Annotated in this window: 22 protein-coding genes and 1 pseudogene; 15 read left to right on the forward strand and 8 right to left on the reverse strand. The window is 65.1% G+C overall.

Annotation, left to right across the window (positions count from 1 at the left end):
- Nucleotides 1–3: 3 nt before the first annotated feature.
- Both K3148_RS06970 and dut read left to right on the forward strand, forming a co-directional pair.
- Complete coding sequence (locus K3148_RS06970) at nucleotides 4–1,794, forward strand: bifunctional phosphopantothenoylcysteine decarboxylase/phosphopantothenate synthase (RefSeq protein ID WP_345719518.1); 1,791 nt, start codon at nucleotides 4–6, stop codon at nucleotides 1,792–1,794.
- The gene (gene dut, locus K3148_RS06975) at nucleotides 1,787–2,257 is read left to right on the forward strand and encodes a dUTP diphosphatase (RefSeq protein ID WP_221424153.1); all 471 of its coding nucleotides are present in this window, start codon (nucleotides 1,787–1,789) and stop codon (nucleotides 2,255–2,257) included. The genes K3148_RS06970 and dut overlap by 8 nt, the downstream gene beginning before the upstream one ends.
- Nucleotides 2,258–2,266: 9 nt before the next feature.
- On the opposite strand, the gene K3148_RS06980 is transcribed toward dut, so the two are convergent.
- Both K3148_RS06980 and K3148_RS06985 read right to left on the reverse strand, forming a co-directional pair.
- On the reverse strand, nucleotides 2,267–2,554 hold the full coding sequence (locus K3148_RS06980) for a hypothetical protein (protein ID WP_221424154.1): 288 nt from the start codon (nucleotides 2,552–2,554) through the stop codon (nucleotides 2,267–2,269).
- A 124-nt stretch (nucleotides 2,555–2,678) separates the two neighbouring features.
- On the reverse strand, nucleotides 2,679–3,422 hold the full coding sequence (locus K3148_RS06985) for a DUF4136 domain-containing protein (protein WP_247711506.1): 744 nt from the start codon (nucleotides 3,420–3,422) through the stop codon (nucleotides 2,679–2,681).
- A 265-nt stretch (nucleotides 3,423–3,687) separates the two neighbouring features.
- On the opposite strand from K3148_RS06985, the gene K3148_RS06990 reads away from it, so the two are divergent.
- The 4 genes from K3148_RS06990 (at nucleotide 3,688) to K3148_RS07005 (ending at nucleotide 5,741) form a co-directional block, all read left to right on the forward strand.
- Nucleotides 3,688–4,431 (forward strand): YebC/PmpR family DNA-binding transcriptional regulator, encoded by a 744-nt coding sequence (locus tag K3148_RS06990; protein ID WP_221424155.1) that lies wholly within the window; start codon nucleotides 3,688–3,690, stop codon nucleotides 4,429–4,431.
- Nucleotides 4,431–4,781 carry a DUF3147 family protein gene (locus K3148_RS06995; protein ID WP_221426647.1) on the forward strand — a complete coding sequence of 117 codons (351 nt, stop codon included), beginning with the start codon at nucleotides 4,431–4,433 and terminating at the stop codon, nucleotides 4,779–4,781. The genes K3148_RS06990 and K3148_RS06995 overlap by 1 nt, the downstream gene beginning before the upstream one ends.
- A 10-nt stretch (nucleotides 4,782–4,791) precedes the next feature.
- Entirely contained in the window at nucleotides 4,792–5,274 is a 483-nt protein-coding gene (gene ruvC / locus K3148_RS07000) for a crossover junction endodeoxyribonuclease RuvC (RefSeq protein ID WP_221424156.1), read from the forward strand.
- Nucleotides 5,275–5,393: 119 nt separating this feature from the next.
- Complete coding sequence (locus K3148_RS07005) at nucleotides 5,394–5,741, forward strand: ArsC family reductase (RefSeq protein WP_221424157.1); 348 nt, start codon at nucleotides 5,394–5,396, stop codon at nucleotides 5,739–5,741.
- Here the strand turns inward: K3148_RS07005 and K3148_RS07010 are convergent.
- Nucleotides 5,735–5,902, reverse strand: coding sequence for a hypothetical protein (locus K3148_RS07010; RefSeq protein WP_221424158.1), 168 nt, complete (start codon nucleotides 5,900–5,902; stop codon nucleotides 5,735–5,737). The two genes, K3148_RS07005 and K3148_RS07010, sit on opposite strands and share 7 nt — an antisense overlap.
- A gap of 19 nt (nucleotides 5,903–5,921) precedes the next feature.
- Here K3148_RS07010 and K3148_RS07015 point away from each other — a divergent pair, with 19 nt between their 5' ends.
- Entirely contained in the window at nucleotides 5,922–6,956 is a 1,035-nt protein-coding gene (locus K3148_RS07015) for a glycerophosphodiester phosphodiesterase family protein (protein ID WP_221424159.1), read from the forward strand.
- Here the strand turns inward: K3148_RS07015 and ubiG are convergent.
- Nucleotides 6,937–7,695 (reverse strand): bifunctional 2-polyprenyl-6-hydroxyphenol methylase/3-demethylubiquinol 3-O-methyltransferase UbiG, encoded by a 759-nt coding sequence (gene ubiG / locus K3148_RS07020; protein WP_221424160.1) that lies wholly within the window; start codon nucleotides 7,693–7,695, stop codon nucleotides 6,937–6,939. The genes K3148_RS07015 and ubiG overlap by 20 nt on opposite strands.
- A gap of 53 nt (nucleotides 7,696–7,748) precedes the next feature.
- Between ubiG and K3148_RS07025 the strand changes: the two genes are divergently transcribed.
- Nucleotides 7,749–9,029, forward strand: coding sequence for an aspartate kinase (locus tag K3148_RS07025; RefSeq protein WP_425594626.1), 1,281 nt, complete (start codon nucleotides 7,749–7,751; stop codon nucleotides 9,027–9,029).
- On the opposite strand, the gene K3148_RS07030 is transcribed toward K3148_RS07025, so the two are convergent.
- The gene (locus K3148_RS07030) at nucleotides 9,026–10,000 is read right to left on the reverse strand and encodes a sensor domain-containing diguanylate cyclase (protein WP_221424161.1); all 975 of its coding nucleotides are present in this window, start codon (nucleotides 9,998–10,000) and stop codon (nucleotides 9,026–9,028) included. The genes K3148_RS07025 and K3148_RS07030 overlap by 4 nt on opposite strands.
- Before the next feature lie 125 nt (nucleotides 10,001–10,125).
- On the opposite strand from K3148_RS07030, the gene purT reads away from it, so the two are divergent.
- Entirely contained in the window at nucleotides 10,126–11,289 is a 1,164-nt protein-coding gene (gene purT, locus K3148_RS07035; RefSeq protein WP_221424162.1) for a formate-dependent phosphoribosylglycinamide formyltransferase, read from the forward strand.
- Here the strand turns inward: purT and K3148_RS07040 are convergent.
- Entirely contained in the window at nucleotides 11,286–13,100 is a 1,815-nt protein-coding gene (locus K3148_RS07040; protein WP_221424163.1) for an SLC13 family permease, read from the reverse strand. The genes purT and K3148_RS07040 overlap by 4 nt on opposite strands.
- A 64-nt stretch (nucleotides 13,101–13,164) precedes the next feature.
- Between K3148_RS07040 and K3148_RS07045 the strand changes: the two are divergent.
- The 3 genes and pseudogenes from K3148_RS07045 to purU all read left to right on the forward strand — a co-directional run.
- Nucleotides 13,165–13,497 (forward strand): annotated as a pseudogene (locus K3148_RS07045) (2-nitropropane dioxygenase); the annotation flags it as partial.
- Between the two features lie 2 nt (nucleotides 13,498–13,499).
- Complete coding sequence (locus K3148_RS07050) at nucleotides 13,500–13,826, forward strand: hypothetical protein (protein WP_221424164.1); 327 nt, start codon at nucleotides 13,500–13,502, stop codon at nucleotides 13,824–13,826.
- Between the two features lie 74 nt (nucleotides 13,827–13,900).
- The gene (gene purU / locus K3148_RS07055) at nucleotides 13,901–14,755 is read left to right on the forward strand and encodes a formyltetrahydrofolate deformylase (RefSeq protein WP_221424165.1); all 855 of its coding nucleotides are present in this window, start codon (nucleotides 13,901–13,903) and stop codon (nucleotides 14,753–14,755) included.
- Here purU and K3148_RS07060 read toward each other — a convergent pair whose 3' ends face one another.
- The gene (locus K3148_RS07060; RefSeq protein ID WP_221424166.1) at nucleotides 14,756–16,897 is read right to left on the reverse strand and encodes a PQQ-dependent dehydrogenase, methanol/ethanol family; all 2,142 of its coding nucleotides are present in this window, start codon (nucleotides 16,895–16,897) and stop codon (nucleotides 14,756–14,758) included.
- A gap of 120 nt (nucleotides 16,898–17,017) precedes the next feature.
- On the opposite strand from K3148_RS07060, the gene K3148_RS07065 reads away from it, so the two are divergent.
- The 3 genes from K3148_RS07065 to K3148_RS07075 all read left to right on the forward strand — a co-directional run bounded on the left by K3148_RS07065 (nucleotide 17,018) and on the right by K3148_RS07075 (nucleotide 19,438).
- Nucleotides 17,018–17,884, forward strand: a complete 867-nt coding sequence (locus K3148_RS07065; RefSeq protein WP_221424167.1) for a dienelactone hydrolase family protein — start codon at nucleotides 17,018–17,020, stop codon at nucleotides 17,882–17,884.
- 82 nt (nucleotides 17,885–17,966) lie between these two features.
- On the forward strand, nucleotides 17,967–18,995 hold the full coding sequence (locus K3148_RS07070; protein ID WP_425594627.1) for an SPFH domain-containing protein: 1,029 nt from the start codon (nucleotides 17,967–17,969) through the stop codon (nucleotides 18,993–18,995).
- Nucleotides 18,995–19,438 carry an NfeD family protein gene (locus K3148_RS07075; RefSeq protein ID WP_221424169.1) on the forward strand — a complete coding sequence of 148 codons (444 nt, stop codon included), beginning with the start codon at nucleotides 18,995–18,997 and terminating at the stop codon, nucleotides 19,436–19,438. Before K3148_RS07070 ends, K3148_RS07075 begins: the two co-directional genes overlap by 1 nt.
- Before the next feature lie 13 nt (nucleotides 19,439–19,451).
- On the opposite strand, the gene K3148_RS07080 is transcribed toward K3148_RS07075, so the two are convergent.
- Nucleotides 19,452–20,384: a complex I NDUFA9 subunit family protein gene (locus tag K3148_RS07080; RefSeq protein ID WP_345719519.1), complete on the reverse strand. Its 933-nt coding sequence runs from the start codon at nucleotides 20,382–20,384 to the stop codon at nucleotides 19,452–19,454.
- Nucleotides 20,385–20,465: the final 81 nt, after the last annotated feature.

Genomic DNA, 20,465 nt, shown 5'->3' on the forward strand with positions numbered 1-20,465 from the left:
GCAATGGGAATTCACCAGCCGGTCCGCGCAGCAGGCGCTGCGCACAGTGGAAACGACGGAGACGCCTTCGTGAGCGGGCCGAAGATCCTGCTCGTGATCGGGGGCGGTATCGCCGCCTACAAGAGCTGCGAGCTCGTGCGCCTGATCAAGAAGGCGGGCGGCGACGTGACCTGCGTGCTGACCGAAGGCGGGCAGCAGTTCGTCACGCCGATGGCGCTGGCCGCGCTTTCGGAGAACAAGGTCTACACCTCGCTTTTCGATCTCAAGGACGAGGTCGAGATGGGCCATATCCAGCTCTCGCGGCAGGCCGACCTCGTGGTCGTGTGCCCCGCGACGGCGGATATCCTCGCCAAGATGGCCGCCGGGATTGCCGACGATCTCGCCACCACGCTGATCCTCGCGACCGACAAGCCGGTCGTCACCGTGCCCGCCATGAACGTGCGCATGTGGGAGCATTCGGCCACCCAGCGCAACGCCGACTGGCTGCGCCAGGCCGGTGTCACCGTGATGGACCCCGACGAAGGCGCGATGGCGTGCGGCGAATTCGGCCCCGGCCGCCTGCCCGAACCTGCCGCCATCCTGCAGAAGATTGCCGAGACTCTCGATCTCGATATTGACCTTCCCGAACTGGCTGCGCCCGCGCCGCAGCTCGCCCCGCCGGTCGCCAAGAAGGCCGCCGACGAGGATGTGCAGGTGCTCGAGGAAGAGGATCTCGAAGACGAGGACGGCGAGGAAGAGGATCTTTCCTCCGGTTCCGGCCTCGGCAGCCTGCTGAACGCGATCATCCCGCGCTCCACGGCCAAGCGGAGCCAGGAAGAAATCGAAGAGGATTTCGACGAATCCGACTTCGACGACGCCGAAATCGACTTTGACGAGGACGCTGGCGACGACGGCACGTTCGAAGTCGACATGAACAGCCCGCTGCTCGCCAAGAAGGGCGGCGCGGCGGCCGCTCCGCCGACCGATGCCGAAGCGATCAACGACCAGGTCGGCAAGAAAGACACGCGCGCCAAGGCGCAGCCGCTGCCCGAAGAGGTGGAAGCTCTCGAGCCGGAACAGGCGTTCGCCGCCGACCCGCTGCACGGGCAGGCGATCTTCGACGAAAATCCCGAACACCGCCCGCTTTACGGCAAGCACGTGCTCGTCACCGCAGGGCCGACGCGCGAGCCGATCGACCCGGTGCGCTACATTGCCAACCGTTCGAGCGGGAAGCAGGGCTTCGCGATTGCCGCCATGGCCGCCGCCGCCGGTGCCCGCGTCACGCTGATCTCCGGTCCGGTCCATTTGCCGACGCCGGTCGGTGTCGATCGTATCGATGTCGAAACCGCCGAGGACATGGCCGAGGAAGTGCGCAACGCGCTGCCCGCCGATGCCGCCTTCATGGTCGCCGCCGTGGCCGACTGGAAGAGCCGCCATGTCGCCGCCGAGAAGATGAAGAAGCGTGGCTCCGCCCCGCCGGCCCTCATCCTCGCCGAGAACCCCGATATCCTTGCCGCCGTGGCGGCCGGGCGCAAGCGTCCGCACCTCCTCATCGGCTTTGCCGCCGAGACCGAGAACGTGGTCGAGAACGCCAAGTCCAAGCGCAAGCGCAAGGGCGCCGACTGGATCATCGCGAACAACGTCGCCGGTGCCGAAGGCGAGAGCGTGATGGGCGGGGACCTCAACCAGGTCCATATCGTCACCTCGGGCGGAGTCGAAAGCCTCGCCGAAATGCCCAAGGAAGAGGTCGCCCGCGAGCTCGTCCGCCGCGCCGCCGAAGCGCTCGCCGAACCGGAGGAAGACCCGCGTGGCTAGTGCAGCGTCGCCTGTCGGGGTTCAGATCAAGCGCCTGCCGCATGGCCACGGGCTCGACCTGCCTGCCTATGCGACGCAAGGTGCGGCCGGAATGGATGTCCTTTCCGCCGAAAGCGTGACCTTGAAGCCGGGCCAGCGCCATGCTGTTGCCACCGGCCTCGCCATGGCCATCCCGCATGGCTACGAAATCCAGGTCCGCCCGCGCTCGGGCCTTGCATTGAAGCACGGCATCACCGTGCCCAACACGCCGGGCACGATCGACAGCGACTATCGCGGCGAATTGAAAATCATCCTGATCAACCACAGCGCCGACGATTTCGCCATCGCCCGCGGCGACCGCATAGCGCAGTTGGTGCTGGCGCCGGTTACGCAGGCGGCCTTCGAAGAAGTCGACGAACTCGACGAAACGACCCGCGGCGAGGGCGGCTTCGGTTCCACCGGCGGCCACGCGGAATTGGCCTGAGCGGCGTCTCTAATCGAACAGCCCCACGGCGAGTTCGGCCCAGACCAGCAGGAACATTCCGACCATCGCCGCGATGGCGAGGGCGCGTAGCTTGAATGTGAGCGCGGCGCGCAAGGCCAGCTCGATCCCGAGGCCGACCATTCCGAGCAGCGCGGCCATCAGCGCGAAATCGCCCGGTCCCCAAGCCACCTCGGCGCTCAGGTTCATCGCGATGGCGGGCAGCAGCAGGACGAGCGCCGCAAGGGCCCAATAGATGGCCCGCACACGGTTGGCAGCGGGGGCGGCTTGGACTGTCATGGCGCTATCTCCTTAAAATCAAACCTTAGATACCACGCGCGCCGGACATGAAAAAGGGCGGCCCGATCCATGGCCGCCCTTCTCGGTAACTCCCGTCCGGGGGAGCGATCTTAGTGGTCCGCGATCAGTCGATCCGGCGCACCGTGTTCTCGTCTTCCGGCTTGACCGAGATGCGCACCGTCTCGCCCGAATTGCCCGGGAAATCGGTGAACATGGCTTCGACCAGGTTCGGCACGAGATACTGCAGGCGGTTGGAGCGCGAGAGCGCCTGCGCCTTGCCCTCGAACAGCCGCTCGCCGGTGGCCGCGCGGTCGATCTTCATCTCGATGCCGCTGGTGAATACGGTGTAGCTGCGCACTTCGGGGCCGCCGAACCACGGGTCGTAGAAGCCGTAGCCCCATGCGCTCGAACGGTAGCGGGTGCGCACCAGTCGCCCATCGCGCGTGCGGTAGAAGGCCGGGCGATAGAAGGGCGAACGGTGGTAGCCGAAATTGCCGTAATAGCCGCGCCAGGGCGAATAGAACGGGTCGTGGAAGCCGGTGGTGCGAACACGCTCGCGGCCGTTGTCGACACCGTAGTCGAAGCGGACCAGCAGCGTCGCATCGTCGGCCGACGGGGCCTGGACATAGCCGAGGCGGGCCATCTGCTGCTCGACATGGTCGGCGTATTGCGAGAATTCGAGACCGCCGGCGAGGCTCGGGTCTTCGGCGACGACGTAGAAGCTCTCGCCCTCGGGCGCAGGCAGCTGCGTCTGGTAGCGCGATACATCCGCGTTGAACGGCGTGGCGCAGGCAGCGAGGCCTGCCAGGATCATCGGAACGGAGGCCAGCTTGAGAGTGCGCCCCCAACCCTTGGTACGGGTAGTCATAGCTCGGGTCCTTTCACATCGTGCAACCGGCGCCGCATGGCTTGCGGAAACACTGTTACACGATAATTCGAGTTTTGTCGCCGCGTGCCATTTCCCCAGGGCATTCTGCCAGCGAATGATCATGGGTTTACAGCTTTGGCCATGAACCCGCTTTGAATGCACGGATTCACATATGATGCACCGCCGCCAAGGCTTGTGCGGGCAGGGGCGAAGCGGCTAAGGGCAGCGGCAATCCATTCCAACTGACAAGCGGCAAGCGAGACCCATGGCAGGCCATTCCAAGTTCAAGAACATCATGCACCGCAAGGGTGCGCAGGATAAGAAGCGCTCCAACCTCTTTTCCAAACTGAGCCGCGAGATTACCGTGGCGGCGAAGATGGGCATGCCCGATCCGGACATGAACCCGCGCCTGCGCCTGGCCGTCAACGCGGCGAAGAGCCAGTCGATGCCCAAGGACAACATCCAGCGCGCGATCGACAAGGCCTCGGCCACCGACGGCGAAAATTACGAGGAAGTGCGCTACGAAGGCTATGGCCCCGGCGGCAGCGCGATCATCGTCGAAGCGCTGACCGACAACCGCAACCGCACCGCGACCTCGATCCGTACGGCCTTCAGCAAGAACGGCGGCAACCTCGGAACCGAAGGCAGCGTGCAGCACGGCTTCGAGCGTCTCGGCCTGATCGAATATCCGGCCAGCGCAGGCGATGAGGACAAGGTCCTCGAAGCCGCGATGGAAGCGGGCGCGGAAGATATCGAGAGCAGCGAGGACGGCCACACGATCTGGACCGCGGCCGACGATCTTCACCAGGTCGCGGGCGATCTCGAAAAATCGCTGGGCGAGGCGGAGAACGTCAAGCTCGCGTGGAAGCCCAACCTCACCGTGGAAATGGACGAGAAGGGCGCCGGCACGCTGATCAAGCTGATCGACGCGCTGGAAGACGATGACGACGTCCAGACCGTCTGGGGCAATTACGAAATTTCCGACGATGTGATGGAGAAGCTGGGCTGATCTGGTCCTTCGCCGCGAAGGCACTGCCGGCCGGTGTCATGATCGCGGCGATTGCCGAGGTCGGGCGGCGGATGCCGGCGGCGGCTGCGTTGATCGCATCGCTGCCGCTGGTCTCGATCCTCGGCATGATTTTCCTGTGGCACGCCCGGCCCGATATCGAGAACATGGCGCACCATTCGCAGGCGACCTTCTGGTTCGTCCTGCCGAGCCTGCCCATGTTCCTGCTGATCCCGGTGCTCCTGCGCATAGGCGTGAGCTTCTGGCTTTCCCTGGCGGCGGGCTGCGTCCTCACCGTGCTCCTCTATCTCGGCATGGTGCATTTCGGGCCGCGGTTCGGCCTGCGCCTGTGACAGCGCTCGCGTGATCATCCTCGGCCTCGACCCGTCACTCAGCTGCACCGGCTGGGGCGTGATCCGTGCGGAAGGCTCGCGCATTGCGCATATCGCCAACGGGCAGGTGCCGACCGATCCCAAGGCGCCGATGGCGCGCCGCCTGTCGCATTTGCAGACCGCTTTGGAAGCGGTGATCGCCGAATACCGGCCAAATCGTGCGGCGGCGGAAGAAGTCTTCGTCAACAAGAACCCGCAATCGACCCTCAAGCTGGCGCAGGCGCGCGGCGCGGTACTGGCGGCGTGCGGGGGCGCGGGGCTCGAAGTATCCGAACACGCCGCGCGACTGGTGAAGAAGGCGGTCGTGGGCACGGGCGGCGCGGACAAGAGCCAGGTGCAGGCCATGCTCAATGTGCTGCTGCCGGGCGTGAAAATTGCAGGCGCGGATGCCGCCGACGCGCTCGCCGTGGCGATTGCCTCGGCGCACCTGTCCTACACGCCGGCCTCGCGCTAGGTCCGGGGCATGAACACGCTCGAACCCGCCTTTACCCCCGTATCCGCGCGATTTTTCGCAACCGGTGCTCTTTTGCGCAGGACCGTGCTCCATGCGCTCCATCCTGTAGGAGAGGGTCTGTGACCATCCAGTTCTATGGCATTCCCAATTGCGACACCGTCAAGAAGGCGCGTCGCTGGCTTGACGCACAGGGGATCGACTACGCTTTCCACGACTACAAGAAGGAAGGCGCCGATGCCGGGCGGCTGGCGCAATGGTGCGATGCCGTGGGGTGGGGGGCGCTGCTCAACAAGCGCGGGACCACGTTCCGCAAGCTGCCCGATGCCGACAAGGAGGGCATCGATCGCGAAAAAGCGATCGCGCTGATGGTGGAGCACCCCAGCATGATCAAGCGCCCGGTGGTCGAACACGCGGGCGGCCTGCTGGTGGGGTTCGGAGAAGCGGAGTGGAGCGCGGCGCTTCAGTAACCGCTCTGGTCGCCCCAGCCCTTGTGGTCCCTGACCGTGATGTGGCGGGCGTTCTCGTTCGAAGCGCTGTTGATCTGTCGCTTGAGTGAGCTGAAGTCATGGCCTGCGCCGTAGATTACGCCTACGACGACGAGCGAGCCGAGGAGGAGTTTCTTGATCATAACCCGCCCGATTCTAGCCATGCTGGTTACGATTCGCCTGCTGTTCGTGGTTGGCGTGCTGTTTACCGGCGTCGCGGCGCAGGCCGAGGGCATGCTCGTCATCGCCCATCGCGGCGCGAGCGGAGAGCGGCCCGAGCATACACTGGCCGCCTATGAGCGCGCGATCGATCAGGGCGCGGACTATATCGAGCCCGACCTCGTGGTCACGAAAGACCTCGTGTTGGTGGCGCGGCACGAGAACGAGCTTTCCGATACGACCGATGTCGCGGGGCGCGAAGAGTTCGCCGACCGCCGGCGGTCCAAGGCCATCGACGGGCGGCTGACGAACGGCTGGTTCGCGGAGGACTTCACCCTCGCCGAACTGCGGACCCTGCGCGCGACGGAGCGCCTGCCCGGCTTGCGCCCGGCCAACGCGCGCTTCGACGGGCTCTACGCCATCCCGACCTTTGCCGAGATCGTGCGACTGGTGCGCGCCAAGCAGGCGGAGACGGGCCGGACCATCGGCCTTTACCCCGAACTCAAGCATCCGACGTTCCTGCTGCAGGATGCGGGCATCGACAGCGTCGACCTGCTCGTCACCGCGCTGCGCGAGGCGGATCTCGATGACGCGGAAGACACGATCTTCGTGCAGAGCTTCGAGGTCGCTCCGCTCAAGCGGCTCGACCGGCTGGTCGATGTACGGCTGGTCCTGCTCGCCAAGCCCGGAGACGGTCCGGCGGACGAGCCGGGGCTGCGCTATGAGGACATGCTGACGCCGAGCGGCCTTGCCGAAGTGGCAGGCTATGCGGATGCGATTGGGGCGGACTTGCGCTTGCTGCTGGCGGCAGACGGCAGCTCGACCGGTGTGATCGAGGCGGCGAAGGCGGCTGGGTTGCAGGTCCATGGCTGGACCTTGCGTAAGGAGAACGCCTACCTGCCGCCCGCCTTTCGCAAGGGAGATGGGGAAGCGGCGCCCGGCAATCTGGCGGCGCTCGTGCTGGTGGCACAGGCTGCGGGGCTGGACGGTGTCTTCACCGACGATCCGGCAATTGCGGTCAGCGCGCTCGCGCAGTGACGATGTAGTTGAGTGAGAGGTCGTCCGAGAGGTGCAGCCCCTTCATCGGCGAGAAGGCGATGCCCTTCGGCTCTCCCATGGACAGCCCCGCTGCCTCGAGCAGTTCGCCCAGTTCCTCGGGGGTGATGAAATCGTCCCAATGGTGCGTGCCCCTGGGGATCAGCCCGAAGCCCTCGGCCGCCCCGATCATCAGCGCACGGCTGCGGACGGTGCGGTTGGGGGTGGAGAGGACCATCAGGCCGCCGGGAGCAAGCCGCGCGGCCAGTTCATTCGCGAAGGCCTGCTTGTCGGCGACGTGCTCGATCACCTCCATCGCGGTGACGAGGTCGAATGTGCCGATGTCTTGCGCGGCCAGTTCGCCCGCCATGTAACGGATGTCGAGGCCCGACCTTTCCGCATGGATCGCGGCGGCGGCGGTGTTTTCCGGCGCGGCGTCGACGCCGGTCACATCGGCGCCGAGACGCGCCAGCGGTTCGCACAGCAGCCCCGCGCCGCAGCCGACGTCGAGAGCGGTCTTGCCCGCGAGCGGCTTTGCATCGCGCACATCGCCCGCCCAATGCAGGTCGATGGCGTCGCGCAGGAAGGAAAGGCGCACCGGGTTGAGCTTGTGCAACATGGCGCTGGAGCCCTTCGGGTCCCACCAGTCCGCCGCCAGCTTGCCGAAATGCGCGGCCTCGTCCGGCCGGATCGTTTGGCCGGTATAAGTATTGCTTTGACGGCTCGTGGTTGCATCGCTCATTGCGCGTGGCTAGCAGCCTAGCCTCAGGCATTCCAGCACGGAGACTACCCCGCTTGGCCCGTATCGTGATGAAATTCGGCGGCACCTCCATGGCGGGGACGGAACGCATTCGCCGCGTCGCCAATATCGTGCGCAAGCAGGCGGCGGGCGGCAACGAAGTCGCGGTCGTCGTCAGCGCCATGGCGGGCGAGACCGACCGGCTGGTCAATTTCTGCCGCGAAGCGAACGCGCTTTACGATCCCGCCGAATATGATGTGGTGGTGGCAAGCGGCGAGCAGGTCACTTCGGGCCTCCTTGCGCTGACCCTGCAATCGCTGGGCGCGAAAGCGCGCAGCTGGCTCGGCTGGCAACTCCCGGTCCGCACCATCGAAGCGCACGCCAAGGCGCGCATTGCGGATATCGACGGCGATGAGCTTACCGCCTCGATGGAAGCGGGAGAGATTGCGGTCATCCCCGGCTTCCAGGGCCTGTCCGACGACGGGCGTATCACGACACTGGGACGCGGAGGATCGGACACCTCGGCGGTAGCCGTGGCGGCCGCGGTGGGCGCAGACCGCTGCGACATCTACACCGATGTCGACGGGGTCTACACGACCGACCCGCGCATCGTCGCCAAGGCGCGCAAGCTGAAGGCCGTGACCTACGAGGAAATGCTCGAACTGGCGAGCGTAGGGGCCAAGGTGCTGCAGACCCGCAGCGTGGGCCTTGCGATGAAGGAGGGCGTGCGCGTGCAGGTCCTCTCCAGTTTCGTGGGCGACGATGCTGTCCCCGCAGACGAGCTTCCGGGCACGATGATCGTGTCGGAAGAAGAAATGAACGAATTGGTGGAGAAGGGCCTCGTGGAACGCCAGCACGTAACCGGCATCGCGCATGACAAGAACGAAGCGAAGGTGATCCTGACCCGCGTGCCCGACAAGCCGGGCGCGGTGGCGCATATCTTCGAACCGCTCGCCAAGGCTAGCATCAATGTCGACATGATCATCCAGAACGTCGGCCGCGACAAGGGCGAGACCGACGTGACCTTCACCGTCCCGCAGGCCGACCTCGCCCGCGCGCAGGCGCTGCTTGAGGACAAGCGCGACGATATCGGCTACAACCGCCTCATCACCGACAGCAAGATCGCCAAGATCAGCGTTGTCGGCGTCGGCATGAAGAGCCATGCGGGCGTCGCCGCGACCATGTTCCAGGCGCTGGCCGATCGGGGGATCAATATTCAGGCCATCACTACGTCCGAAATCAAGGTCAGCGTCATGATCGACGAAGACGAGACCGAACTCGCGGTCCGCGTGCTCCACACGGCCTATGGCCTCGATGCCGCTGACGAGGCGGCCTAGTCCTCGGCCATGACCGCGCAATTTCGGCCGGCGTCTTTTGCGCGATAGAGCAACTGGTCGCAGCGCGAGAGCCAGACGTCCGGATAGGCCATCTCGGCTGCGTGTTGCGCCACGCCGAAACTGGCGGTGACCTTGAGTCCCGGATCGCCGATCGACGCAGCCTTGATCGCTTTGCGCAGCCGCTCGACGATGCCGAAGGCGTCCTGTGCCGATGTCTCCGTCATGAGGATCGCGAACTCCTCGCCTCCTACCCGCGCCAGAAGATCGCCTTCGCGCAGCCCCTCCTGGCAAAGGCTGGACACGATGCGCAGGACCTGGTCCCCGGCGGGGTGGCCGTAGGTATCGTTGATCCGCTTGAAGTGGTCGATGTCGAACAGGCACAGCGTGGAAGGCCTGCCGCTGCGCCCGACGCGCGCGATTTCCTTCTCCAGCGCTGCGAGGAATGACCGCCGTGCCATGGTGCCGGTCAGAAAATCGGTCTGCGCCATCCGCCGCATTTCGAGCCAGTCGACAACCAGCAGCGCAAACTCGCTGAGTATGTCGATTTGCTCGGGCGTGAATTCGCGCGGAGAGTGGTCCATCGCGCACAGCGCCCCAAGCGCGTAACCGTCTTCGTTGAGCAACGGTATTCCAAGGTAAGCCTGGATCGGGTTGGTATCGGTGACACACGGCAGGTGGGCGAAACGCGCATCGGCGGCCAGATCCGGCACGACCAGCGGATCGCTGTTCCGGATGGTATGATCGCAGACCGAAACGCTCCGCTCGGTTTCCGCTAGCGAGAGCCCGCGCCGCGCCTTGAACCACTGGCGGTCGCGGTCGACAAAGGTCACGGTGGCCATGGGCACGCCGATCAGCTTCTGGACCAGGCGGACGATCCGCTCGAATGGCTGTTCGGGCGCCGTGTCGAGCACGTCGTATTCGTGAAGGGCGGCCAGCCGCGCGTCCTCGTCGCGGATCGGTTCAGTGGTCATTTTCGAGCGATTCCGAAGGGGTAACAAGGCGATTTACCACAATTGGCATGCTGCGACATGCGGAAAGCGGTTGGCATGCCACGTCCTGTCTGCAATCGCTTTTCGCAGATATTTCAGGAGGCGAAATGGCGTTCACAGCAAAAATCCTGCTGCTGGGTTCGGGTGAACTGGGGCGCGAATTCGTGATCTCGGCCAAGCGGCTTGGGGCCTATGTCGTGGCCTGCGATAGCTATGACGACGCGCCGGCGATGCAGTTGGCGGATACGCGCGAAGTTTTCTCCATGCTCGATGGCGAGCGGCTGCGCGAAGCGGTCGAGGCGCACCGGCCCGATTACATCGTCCCCGAGATCGAGGCGATCCGCACCTCCGTCCTTGCCGAGCTGGAAGAGGAAGGCCTCACCGTCGTCCCCTCGGCACGCGCGGCGCAGCTGACTATGAACCGCGACGCGATCCGCGACCTTGCGGCGAACGAGCTGGGGCTGGTGACGTCGAAATACCGCTACGCCAAGAACCTCGACGAAGTGCGCGCGGCGGCCGAGCACACGGGCTTTCCCTGCGTCATCAAGCCGGTCATGTCCTCCAGCGGCAAGGGCCAGAGCACGGTGCGCGAGGAAGCGAAACTGGAAGAGGCGTGGGACTATGCCTGCGCCAACATGCGCGGCGACCGGCAGCGCGTCATCGTCGAGCAGTTCGTCGATTTCGATTACGAGATCACGCTGCTGACCGTGCGCCACGCAGGCGGCGTGACCTTCTGTCCGCCCATCGGCCACCGGCAGGAACGCGGTGATTACCAGGAAAGCTGGCAGCCGACCGCGATGACCGACGCGGCTATCGCCAAGGCGCAGGACATGGCGCGCAAAGTTGTCGACGATCTCGGCGGCTACGGCCTCTTCGGCGTGGAGTTTTTCGTGAAGGGCGAAGAGGTCATCTTCTCCGAACTTTCGCCGCGACCGCACGATACCGGCATGGTGACGCTGGTCAGCCAGAACCTGACCGAGTTCGACCTCCACGCGCGCGCAGTGCTGGGCCTGCCCGTGCCTTTCGAACTGCGCGCACGTCCCTCAGCCAGCGCGGTCATCCTGGCTGAGCGGGACAGCGCGGAGCTGTCCTACGAAGGACTCGCCGATGCGCTGGGCGGACCGGGCACGGATCTGCGCATCTTCGCCAAGCCCACGAGCCGTCCCTATCGCCGCATGGGCGTGGCGCTGGCAACGGCGGGCGACACCGACGAAGCGCGCCGCAAGGCCCGCGACGCGGCGCACAAGGTCCGGATCGTTTACGGAGACTAGCCGAAGAAATTGTCGATCGCGACGCAGGTCGCAAGACCCACCACGATGTTCATCGGCAGGCCGATTTTCAGGAAGTCCGCGAAACGGTAATTGGCCGAGCCATAGACCAGCGTGTTGGTCTGGTAGCCGATGGGCGTCGCGAAACTGGCGCTCGCCCCGAACATCACCGCCACCACCATCTCGCGCGGGTCGGCGCCGGTCACTTGCGCCAGCCCGATGGCGATGGGCGTGAGGATTACAGCGACCGCGTTATTGGTCACGCTTTCGGTCAGCACGCTGGCCAGCGCGTAGACAGCCAAAAGCATTAGCAGCGGGGAAGCGTTGGCGAACGCGGGCTGTGCCCAGTCGACCAGCAGTTCGACCGTGCCGGCGTTATCGAGCCCGACACCGAAGGCCAGCATGCCGAAGATCAGCACCAATGTGTTGCCGTCGATGGCGCTCCACGCTTCTTCCGGCTCGAGACAGCGGGTCAGCAGGACGAAGCCTGCGCCGAGCAGCGCCAGCGCCTGGATCGGGAGGTTGAAGACAGCTGCGAGAACCACCACGCCCACCAGCGTGCCGATAGCCACAGGTGCCCGGCGGCGGCGGAAGGCTTTGGTCGGTGCCTGGCTGACCGTGCCCAGACCGGCGTTGGAATTGAGCGCCTGCGCCGCGTCGGTTCCGGCCGCGATCAGCAACCGGTCGCCTGCGCGGACCCGGACCTCGGCAAGCTCCGGCCCCGCGATATGGCGGGGGCGGGAGAGGCCGAGCACGCGCACTTTCAGCTTGGACAGCATGGGTATTTCCGCAAGCCGCCGTCCGATCACGGGATGCGAGGAGGAGACGACAGCCTCCACCAGCGCAAGGTCGCGCGGCCTGCCAGGGCCTGCCGTCTCGACGCCGCCGCCGACCCCGGTGAGGCCGGTGCGAAAGTCGAAGGCCTCGGCCAACGAAGCGAGCTCGGCGGGGCTGGCGCTGACCACCAATTGATCGCCGGCGGCCAGCTTATGCTTGCTGATATCGTTGCGCGCGATGCCTCCGCCGCGTTTGACGCCCACAATGCGCACACCCGGCCTGCGGGCCAGCGCGATATTGCCGATTGCCTGGCCTACCAAGGGGCTCGTCTGCATCACGACGAGGTGGGAGAGGTAGACATCGCTCTCGGTCTCATCTTCGTCGAGCGCGCGGGGAGGGCGATCGGGCAGCAATCGCGGGCCAAGGAGGACTAGGTAGAGGAGGCCGGCCGCTGCGGCCGCAAGTCCTACTCCGGTGATCTCGAACATCCCGAAAGGTGCGAGGCCCTTTTCCTGCGCCACGCCGTCCACCAGCAGGTTGGTCGAGGTGCCGATCAGCGTCAGCGTGCCGCCGAGGATTGTGAGGTAGGACAACGGAATCAGAAGTTTCGTCGCCGCAATGCCGAGCGCCTTGGACAGGCGCTTCACGATCGGAATCATCACCAGCACCACCGGCGTGTTGTTCATGAAGGCTGAGGCCGCCATCGTGCCGATCCCGATTTCGGCCACTGCGAGCCGGGGTTTGCGCCGGGTGCGCCGGATGATCCAGCCCGAAATTTCCTCGAGCGTGCCGGTCCGCAAAAGCGCGCCCGACAGCACGAACATGGCGGCGATGGTGATCGGTGCGCTGTTGGAAAAGACGCCGAGCAGTTCGTCGGTCGAAAGGAAGCCGAGGAGGTACATGGCAAGTCCGCCCACCGCGGCGAGGACCACCGGGGGCAGACGTTCGAGCATGAAGCCGACGAACAGTATGACGAGGAGCGCCAACCCGATATGCGGGTTATAGGCGGCAAGCGAATCGGGCAGCAGAGCTGGCATTTCCCGCCGACAGCTATCTGAAATCGCTGGCTTGCATAGCGAATTCGCGCGTCGCGCGCGTCCGGCTCGGCATGCGATTGCCAACGTGCAGGTCGATCCGTGGCTGCCCGTAACCCCGGTCCGAATGCCCAAGAACAACGGCACCGAGGAATTTACCCGGAAACAGATCGAGGTTGTGGGCGTTCTGGACCGCAAGGAAATCGTGTTGGAAGAAGCACTGCTCCAGATCGAACATTATTGGGCTGGTGCCCTGCGCCGCGCCGTGATCGATGGCGATGACGAGAATGGCAGCCTGATGGCCGGCCAGTTGGTCGGCATGCTCAAGGTGGAAGAGCCGGTGGCGGACATCATGGAAAAGCTGATGACCCCGAGCGAGGAAGCGCTTACGCGCCGCTAGGCATGGCGATCCACCGGCTCGATCTCGATGTCGCGATCTATCGCGACCGCGTCCAGGTGACGCACGCAGCAACCGAGACCTTCGTCGACCAGCGCGCCGAATACCCGTTCTCGACCGCGCGTTCGGTGGTCGGCCACGCGCGGTACCTTGAAGACACGATGGTCCGTGCGATCCGCCAGATCATCAAGGAAGGCGGCTTTTCGCTCCGCGACCCCATTGCACGGGTCGTGCGCTGCGACGGGCCGCTTGCCGAGGACGAGCGCGTGATTGTCGAATACGCCCTGCGCGAGACCGGGATGAAGGAAGTCCTTTTCGAACTCGACGAGTGAAAAACGCCCGCTTTGTTGCGCCCTAGAAGCCGTGCGCTTGCATCGGGCCGTTACCTTGGCGCATCACAGCTTCCATGGCCGAACCGCTCGTCCTGACCCTCTCCTGCCCCGACCAGCCGGGGATCACGGCCAACGTGACCGGCCTACTGTTCAAGGCGGGTGGCAACATTCTCGAAGCGCAGCAATTCAACGACCGCACGAGCGACCGCTTCTTCATGCGGGTCGAATTCGATCCGGGCGAAGCACCGGTCGAGGGGATCTATCGCGCGTTCTCGCAATTGGCGAAAACCTTCGACATGCAGGGGAAGATCGCCCAGCGCGACCGGCCGCGCAAGGTGCTGATCATGGTGTCGAAGTTCGACCATTGCCTTGCCGACCTCATTTACCGCTGGCGGATCGGGGAAATGCCGATGGAGCCGGTCGCCGTGGTCTCCAACCATCCGCGCGAGGCTATTACCCACACGCTGCTGGCAGACCTGCCCTTCCATCACCTGCCCGTGACGCGAGAGACCAAGCCGGAGCAGGAGGCGAAGGTGCGCGAACTGGTCGAGGAGACGGGTGCCGAACTCGTGGTCCTCGCCCGTTACATGCAGATCCTGTCGGACGAGCAGGCCGAGTTTCTCGCCGGGCGGTGCATCAATATCCATCACTCCTTCCTGCCCGGCTTCAAGGGCGCCAAGCCCTATCACCAGGCCTACGAGCGCGGGGTGAAGATGATCGGCGCGAGCGCGCATTACGTGACCGCCGATCTCGACGAAGGGCCGATCATCCACCAGGCGGTGGAGCCGATCAGCCATGCGGACAGCCCGGAAGAACTCGTCCGCAAGGGACGCGAGATCGAGAGCCGCGTGCTGGCCGAAGCCGTGCGCCTTCACCTCGAAGAGCGCGTTCTCCTCAACGGCCAGCGCACGGTCGTCTTCCGCAGCTGATCAGCGCTGCGAGAGCCGCGTCTTGGCACGCTCCGTCTCCATTGCCTTGTCCTCGTTGGCGCGCTTGATGACATAGGCGCGGATGGCTTCGATTTCTTCTTCGGAAAGCGATTGCGAGAAACCCGCCATGCCGTTGTCCTTCAGCGCGCCGCCATGAACGATCTGGAGCCATGCGCTCGGGTTTTCGAGCGCGCCCGAGCGGCGCAGGTCGGGCAGCTCGGTCGATCCGACCGCGCCTGGGGCATGGCAGACTGCGCAGTATCGCGCGTATTTCTGCCGCCCGAGTTCGACGGTGGCCGCGCTGGCACGCAGCGGCGGCGGGTCGAGCGGGGCGAGGTCGAAATCGGGCTCGGCCGGCAGCCCCGCCGTGCCGCCCAGCTTGAAGACGAGCAGGCGGCTGATGTTGCGCACCGGGCGCATATTGTCGATCAGCTCGCCGTCGACCGAAAGCGCGAAGGCGCCGCCCCATCCGGCCAGAACGGCGATATATTGCTCGCCTTTGACCGTGTAGGTGACGGGCGGGGCGACGATGCCGGTCTGGGCGGGGAAGCTCCAGAGCTTGCTGCCGTTAGCCGCGTCATAGGCGCTGAACTCGCTGCCCGAATTGCCTTGGAAAACGAGGCCGCCTCCGGTGGCCAGCAGGCCGCCGTTCCACGGCCCGGGGTGTTCGATTTCCCAGCGCGGCTCTTGCGCCACGGGGTCCCATGCGACGAGCTTGCCCTTGATCGTGCCCTGCACCTCGCGGCGGATGCCGAGATCGGGCGGCAGGTCGCCTGCGCCAAGGTCGAAGCCGACGTTGAAGCCGCGCGCCCGGTCGGGCTTCCAGTTCGCTTCGGGCGCATAGAGCATCGCCGCTTCGAAAGCCGGGATGTAGACGAGGTTTTCGCCCGGATGGTACGCCATCGGGTGCCAGTTATGGCCGCCCAGCGGGCCGGGCATGACGATCGCGGGCTGGCCGGTGATGTCGATCCGCGTCTCGGGATTCATCTGCGGCCTGCCGTCCTCGCTCATGCCGGTCGACCAGTTGAGCGGGATGTAGGGCTCGGCGGAAAGGAACTCGCCCGTCGCGCGGTCGAGCACATAGAAATAGCCGTTCTTGGGTGCCTGCATCAGCACCTGTCGTGTCCGCCCGTCGATCTCCATGTCGGCGAGGATGATGTGCTGCGTGGCGGTGTAGTCCCAGGTCTCGCCCGGCGTGGTCTGGTAGTGCCAGACATACTCGCCCGTGTCGGGGCGGATCGCGACGATGCTGGAGAGGTAGAGGTTGTCGCCTTCGCCTTTGCCATCGGCTCCCGGGCTGCGATAAGCGCGGTTCCATGGCGACCCATTGCCAACGCCGAAGTAAAGCAGGTCGAGTTCGGGATCGTAGGCCATCGAATCCCAGACCGTACCGCCGCCGCCGATACCGCTTTCGGACGTCAGGACATCGCCGCTCCACGTGCCGGCAGCCGCCTTGAGGTATTCGGGCGCGTCTTCGCCCTCGTCACCCGGCACGGTGTAGAAGCGCCAGAGCTCGTCGCCGCTGGCCGCGTCATAGGCGGCGATATAGCCGCGCACGCCGAATTCGGCCCCGCCGTTGCCGATCAGAACCTTGCCGTCGATCACGCGCGGCGCGCCGGTTATGGTGTAGCTTTTCGACTGGTCGACGGTGACTTTTTCCCATTCGACCGCGCCCGTCTCCCGGTCGAGCGCGACCAGGCGTCCGTCGAGCGTGCCGAGGAAGAGCGTGTCGCCCCACGCGGCAAGGCCGCGGTTCACCACGTCGCAGCAGGCTTTCACCCCCGTTTCGCCGGGGACCTCAGGGTCGTAGCTCCACAGCGCTTCGCCCGTCGCCGCGTCGAAGGCGAAGACCTTGCTCCAGGCGCTGGTGACATAGAGCTTGCCGTCCATCACCAGCGGCGTGGCCTCCTGCCCGCGCGCTGTGTCCATGTCGGCAAACCATGTGAGGCCAAGGCCGGACACGGTCTCGCGGTTCAACTGGTCGAGCGGGGAATAGCGCTGTTCGGAATAGGTTCGCCCATGACTGATCCAGTTGGCGCTGTCCTGGTCGGCGTTGACCAGCCGCATGGCGTCGATGCCGCCTTCGGGATCCTCGCCGGCAGTCCCGCAAGCACTCAGCATCAGCGCGGCTGCTAGCGCCATTCCACGAACACCCATCGTACTCTCCCCAATCGCGCCCGATGAAACCTATCCTGCCTCCCGAACGTATGCTTGTCCATGGGGCCGCTTGTGGCTGCCGCGCGCGAATTGGGGAGAGACGACATGTGCAATCAGGAACAGCTGGCCCGCTGGGCGAATGGCGAACTCAGCCGCCGTGCCTTCGGCGCAAGCGCGCTGGCAGGCACGGTTGCTGCCTGTGCCCCAAACCAGGCAACTGCCGATGCGTCGGCAAGCGCCGCGGCGAGCATGAGCGCGGTCAATTTCGTGACGGGCGCCGGAACCCTCGACGGCGAATTCTATACAGCAGGCGATGGTCCGAAGCCCGGCGTAATATTCTGGCCCGACATCGCCGGAATTCGCCCGGCCAAGCGGCAAATGGCGCAGCGGCTGGCGGAGGCGGGCTATGCGGTGCTTCTCGCGAATCCCTATTATCGCGATGTGTCCGGACAGCAATTCGAGGATTTCGCGACCTTCGCGGCTTCGGGCGGGTTCCAGACGGTCCGTCCCTGGCGCAGCAAGTTCGACGCCGAGACCATCGCACTCGACAACAAGGCCGCTGCGGACTGGCTGATGGAGCAGGCCGAGGTCGACAGCGATCGTGGGATCGGCGTTCAGGGATACTGCATGACCGGCAGCTTCGCCGTTATCGCACCTTCGGCGGACGATCACATCCATGCCGGTGCCAGCTTCCACGGCGGGGGGCTCGTCACCGAAAAGGAAAAGAGCCCGCACCGCCTGCTTCGCGAAGACGCGCATTACCTCATCGCCATCTCGCAGGACGATGATGCCGAAGCTCCGGACGACAAGGCGGCCTTGCGCAACGCGAGCGAAGCGGCAGGCACCACGGCCGAGATCGACGTCTATCCTGCCGATCACGGCTTCTGTGTTCTCGACAGTCCCAGCTACGACCGCGAGCAGGCCGAACGTGCCTGGACGCGTTTGCTGGCACTCTACAAAGACGCGCTGTGATCCTGCCGGTTTTACTTTCCCCTTAACCCTTGTCGCGCTAGCATCTGGCCAACGGGATTGTTTTCGGGGGTTAGCAATGGATATGCTTGGGTTTCTGGTAGCCATCGTCGGTCTGGCGGTGCTGTTTCTCGCCATGGGCGTGCGCGTCGTCAAACAGGGCTACGTCTATACGATCGAGCGTCTGGGCAAATTTACGCTGGCCGCCGAGCCGGGCCTCCACGTCATTATCCCCTTCATCGACCGTGTCGGGCAAAAGGTGAACATGATGGAGCAGGTGCTCGACATTCCGGGCCAGGAAATCATCACCGCCGACAACGCGATGGTGGGGACAGACGCCGTAGTGTTCTTCCAGGTGCTCGATGCGGGCAAGGCCGCTTACGAGGTCTCCAACCTCTACAACGCGATCATGGCGCTCACCACGACCAATCTGCGTACCGTCATGGGTTCGATGGACCTCGACGAAACGCTGTCGAAGCGTGACGAGATCAACGCGCGGCTGCTCTCGGTCGTCGACCACGCGACCTCGCCTTGGGGCGTGAAGATCACCCGTGTCGAGATCAAGGACATCCGTCCGCCGATGGATATTTCGGAAGCCATGGCGCGCCAGATGAAGGCCGAACGCTTGAAGCGCGCGGAAATCCTCGAAGCCGAGGGCGACCGGGCATCGAAGATCCTGCGCGCCGAGGGTGAAAAGCAGTCGGCGATCCTCGAAGCGGAAGGCCGCAAGGAATCCGCCTTCCGCGACGCTGAAGCACGCGAGCGCGAGGCCGAGGCCGAAGCAAAGGCAACGCAGGTCGTCAGCGACGCGATTGCCGACAGCGGCAGCCAGGCGCTTAACTACTTCGTGGCGCAGGAATACACCAAGGCGGTGGGCAAGTTTGCCACCAGCCCCAACGCCAAGACCATCCTCTTCCCGGTCGAGGCAACGCAGCTTATCGGCTCGCTCGGCGGGATCGGTGAACTGGTCAAGGATATCGCCGGCGATGGCCCGGGTGGCGGAACGCCTCCGCGCAGCCCGCAGCCTCCGCGCTCGCCCAGCCCCGCGCCGCGCCCGCAACCGCGCAGCGCCACGCCCAGCGTGCCGCGTAGCGGCGGCATGGGAGGCCAGTGATGGAGTGGTGGAACTCGCTCGACCCCTTCTGGGTGTGGCTGGCACTCGGCCTGTTCCTGGCCGGTGCTGAAATCCTCGTGCCCGGCTTCTTCCTGATGTGGCTGGCCGGCGCAGCCTTGCTGACCAGCGCGGTCGCCTTCCTCCTGCCGGGGGCGGTCCCGCTTCAGGTGACCGTCTTTGCCGTGCTGTCGATCGTCATGGTCTTCGTCGGCCGCAATTATTTCCAGCGTCATCCGATCGAGGAAGTCGACCCCAAGATGAACCGGCGCGGCATGCGGCTTGCAGGCGAGATCGCCACCGTCGTCGTCCCTATCGGTGACGGAGTGGGCAAGGTGAAACACGGCGACAGCGAATGGCTAGCCAAGGGCTGCGAAGCGGGCGTGGGCGACCGCGTAAGGATCAGCGGCAGCGATGGCGCCGTGCTGATCGTCGAGACGCTCTGAAACGAAGCGGCGTTCAGGCGCTCAGGCGCGGCTCGAAACGGCCGTGCTTGCGGAAGCGCGTCATCCACTTGTCGAGGAACAGGCCGAGCGGTTTGGGCTCGATCCCGAACTTCTCGAAGCCGGGATAGTCGCCGCTCGCGACATTGCCCTGCTTCAGGAGGTCCCACTGGTCGCTCCCCATCGGCGTGCCGGGGAGCGCGGCGAAGGTCGCCGACACGCCATCGGGCATCGGCAGGAAGGTGCGTTTGCGATGCTGAGCATCGGCGATGCGCCGGTTGATCTCCATCATGGAAAGCTTTTCCGGACCCGCCAGCTCATAAGTCTTGCCGCCATGCTTGCCGGGGTTCTCCACGCTCTGCGCGATCGCTTCGGCGACATCGTCGACGTAGACGAGCTGCAGCTCGGCCTCGGGACCGAACACGGGCAGGATCGGCAGCTTGGAAATCAGCTCGCCGAACATGTTGAGGAAATTGTCGTCCTTGCCGAAGATGATCGAGGGGCGGATGATGGTCGCCTTCTTGAACGCCTCGGTCACCCTGCGCTCGCCCATGTGCTTGGCGCTGGCGTATTCGTTCGACCAGTCTTCCTCCGGTTCGGCGGCGATGGCGCTGACATGGACGAAGCTCATTGCGCCGGTGTTCTTCGCAGCCTCGGCCATCCAGCCGGGCGCCTCGCCCATAAGCTTTGCCAGATTGCCGTCGAAACTGCCGACCAGATTCACCACCGCATCGGCGCCTTCGATGCATTGCTCGACGCTGCGGCGGTCGGTCGCGTCCATGCGCGCGAATTGCAGCTGGCCGAGATTGGCGAGCGGCTTCAGCTTGAAGGCCGCCTGCGGGTTGCGACCGCAGATCCGGAGGCGCGCCCCGCGCGACAGCAGAGCCTGCGCGACATAGTTGCCGAGGAACCCGGTGCCACCCATCAGGGCTACCATCTTGCCGTTCAATGCGCCGCTTTTTGCCATCTGGATCGTCTCGATAATCGAAGGGAGGAATCGTCGGGTGCGCCCCTAGCCACAACCGGCCAG

Origin of the sequence: Qipengyuania aurantiaca, assembly GCF_019711375.1 — a bacterium.
GTDB lineage: Bacteria > Pseudomonadota > Alphaproteobacteria > Sphingomonadales > Sphingomonadaceae > Qipengyuania > Qipengyuania aurantiaca.

Excerpts from the sequence above, each read along its gene's own strand:
- purT (WP_221424162.1), top strand. The coding sequence starts at position 10,126 with ATGGCGTTCACAGCAAAAATCCTGCTGCTGGGTTCGGGTGAACTGGGG.
- K3148_RS07075 (WP_221424169.1), top strand. The coding sequence starts at position 18,995 with ATGGAGTGGTGGAACTCGCTCGACCCCTTCTGGGTGTGGCTGGCACTC.
- K3148_RS07065 (WP_221424167.1), top strand. The coding sequence starts at position 17,018 with ATGTGCAATCAGGAACAGCTGGCCCGCTGGGCGAATGGCGAACTCAGC.
- K3148_RS07040 (WP_221424163.1), bottom strand. The coding sequence starts at position 13,100 with ATGCCAGCTCTGCTGCCCGATTCGCTTGCCGCCTATAACCCGCATATC.
- K3148_RS07015 (WP_221424159.1), top strand. The coding sequence starts at position 5,922 with ATGCTGGTTACGATTCGCCTGCTGTTCGTGGTTGGCGTGCTGTTTACC.
- ubiG (WP_221424160.1), bottom strand. The coding sequence starts at position 7,695 with ATGAGCGATGCAACCACGAGCCGTCAAAGCAATACTTATACCGGCCAA.
- K3148_RS07010 (WP_221424158.1), bottom strand. The coding sequence starts at position 5,902 with ATGATCAAGAAACTCCTCCTCGGCTCGCTCGTCGTCGTAGGCGTAATC.
- K3148_RS06970 (WP_345719518.1), top strand. The coding sequence starts at position 4 with ATGGGAATTCACCAGCCGGTCCGCGCAGCAGGCGCTGCGCACAGTGGA.
- K3148_RS07030 (WP_221424161.1), bottom strand. The coding sequence starts at position 10,000 with ATGACCACTGAACCGATCCGCGACGAGGACGCGCGGCTGGCCGCCCTT.
- K3148_RS07060 (WP_221424166.1), bottom strand. The coding sequence starts at position 16,897 with ATGGCGCTAGCAGCCGCGCTGATGCTGAGTGCTTGCGGGACTGCCGGC.
- K3148_RS06990 (WP_221424155.1), top strand. The coding sequence starts at position 3,688 with ATGGCAGGCCATTCCAAGTTCAAGAACATCATGCACCGCAAGGGTGCG.
- K3148_RS06980 (WP_221424154.1), bottom strand. The coding sequence starts at position 2,554 with ATGACAGTCCAAGCCGCCCCCGCTGCCAACCGTGTGCGGGCCATCTAT.
- purU (WP_221424165.1), top strand. The coding sequence starts at position 13,901 with ATGGCCGAACCGCTCGTCCTGACCCTCTCCTGCCCCGACCAGCCGGGG.
- K3148_RS07070 (WP_425594627.1), top strand. The coding sequence starts at position 17,967 with ATGCTTGGGTTTCTGGTAGCCATCGTCGGTCTGGCGGTGCTGTTTCTC.
- K3148_RS06985 (WP_247711506.1), bottom strand. The coding sequence starts at position 3,422 with ATGACTACCCGTACCAAGGGTTGGGGGCGCACTCTCAAGCTGGCCTCC.
- K3148_RS07050 (WP_221424164.1), top strand. The coding sequence starts at position 13,500 with ATGGCGATCCACCGGCTCGATCTCGATGTCGCGATCTATCGCGACCGC.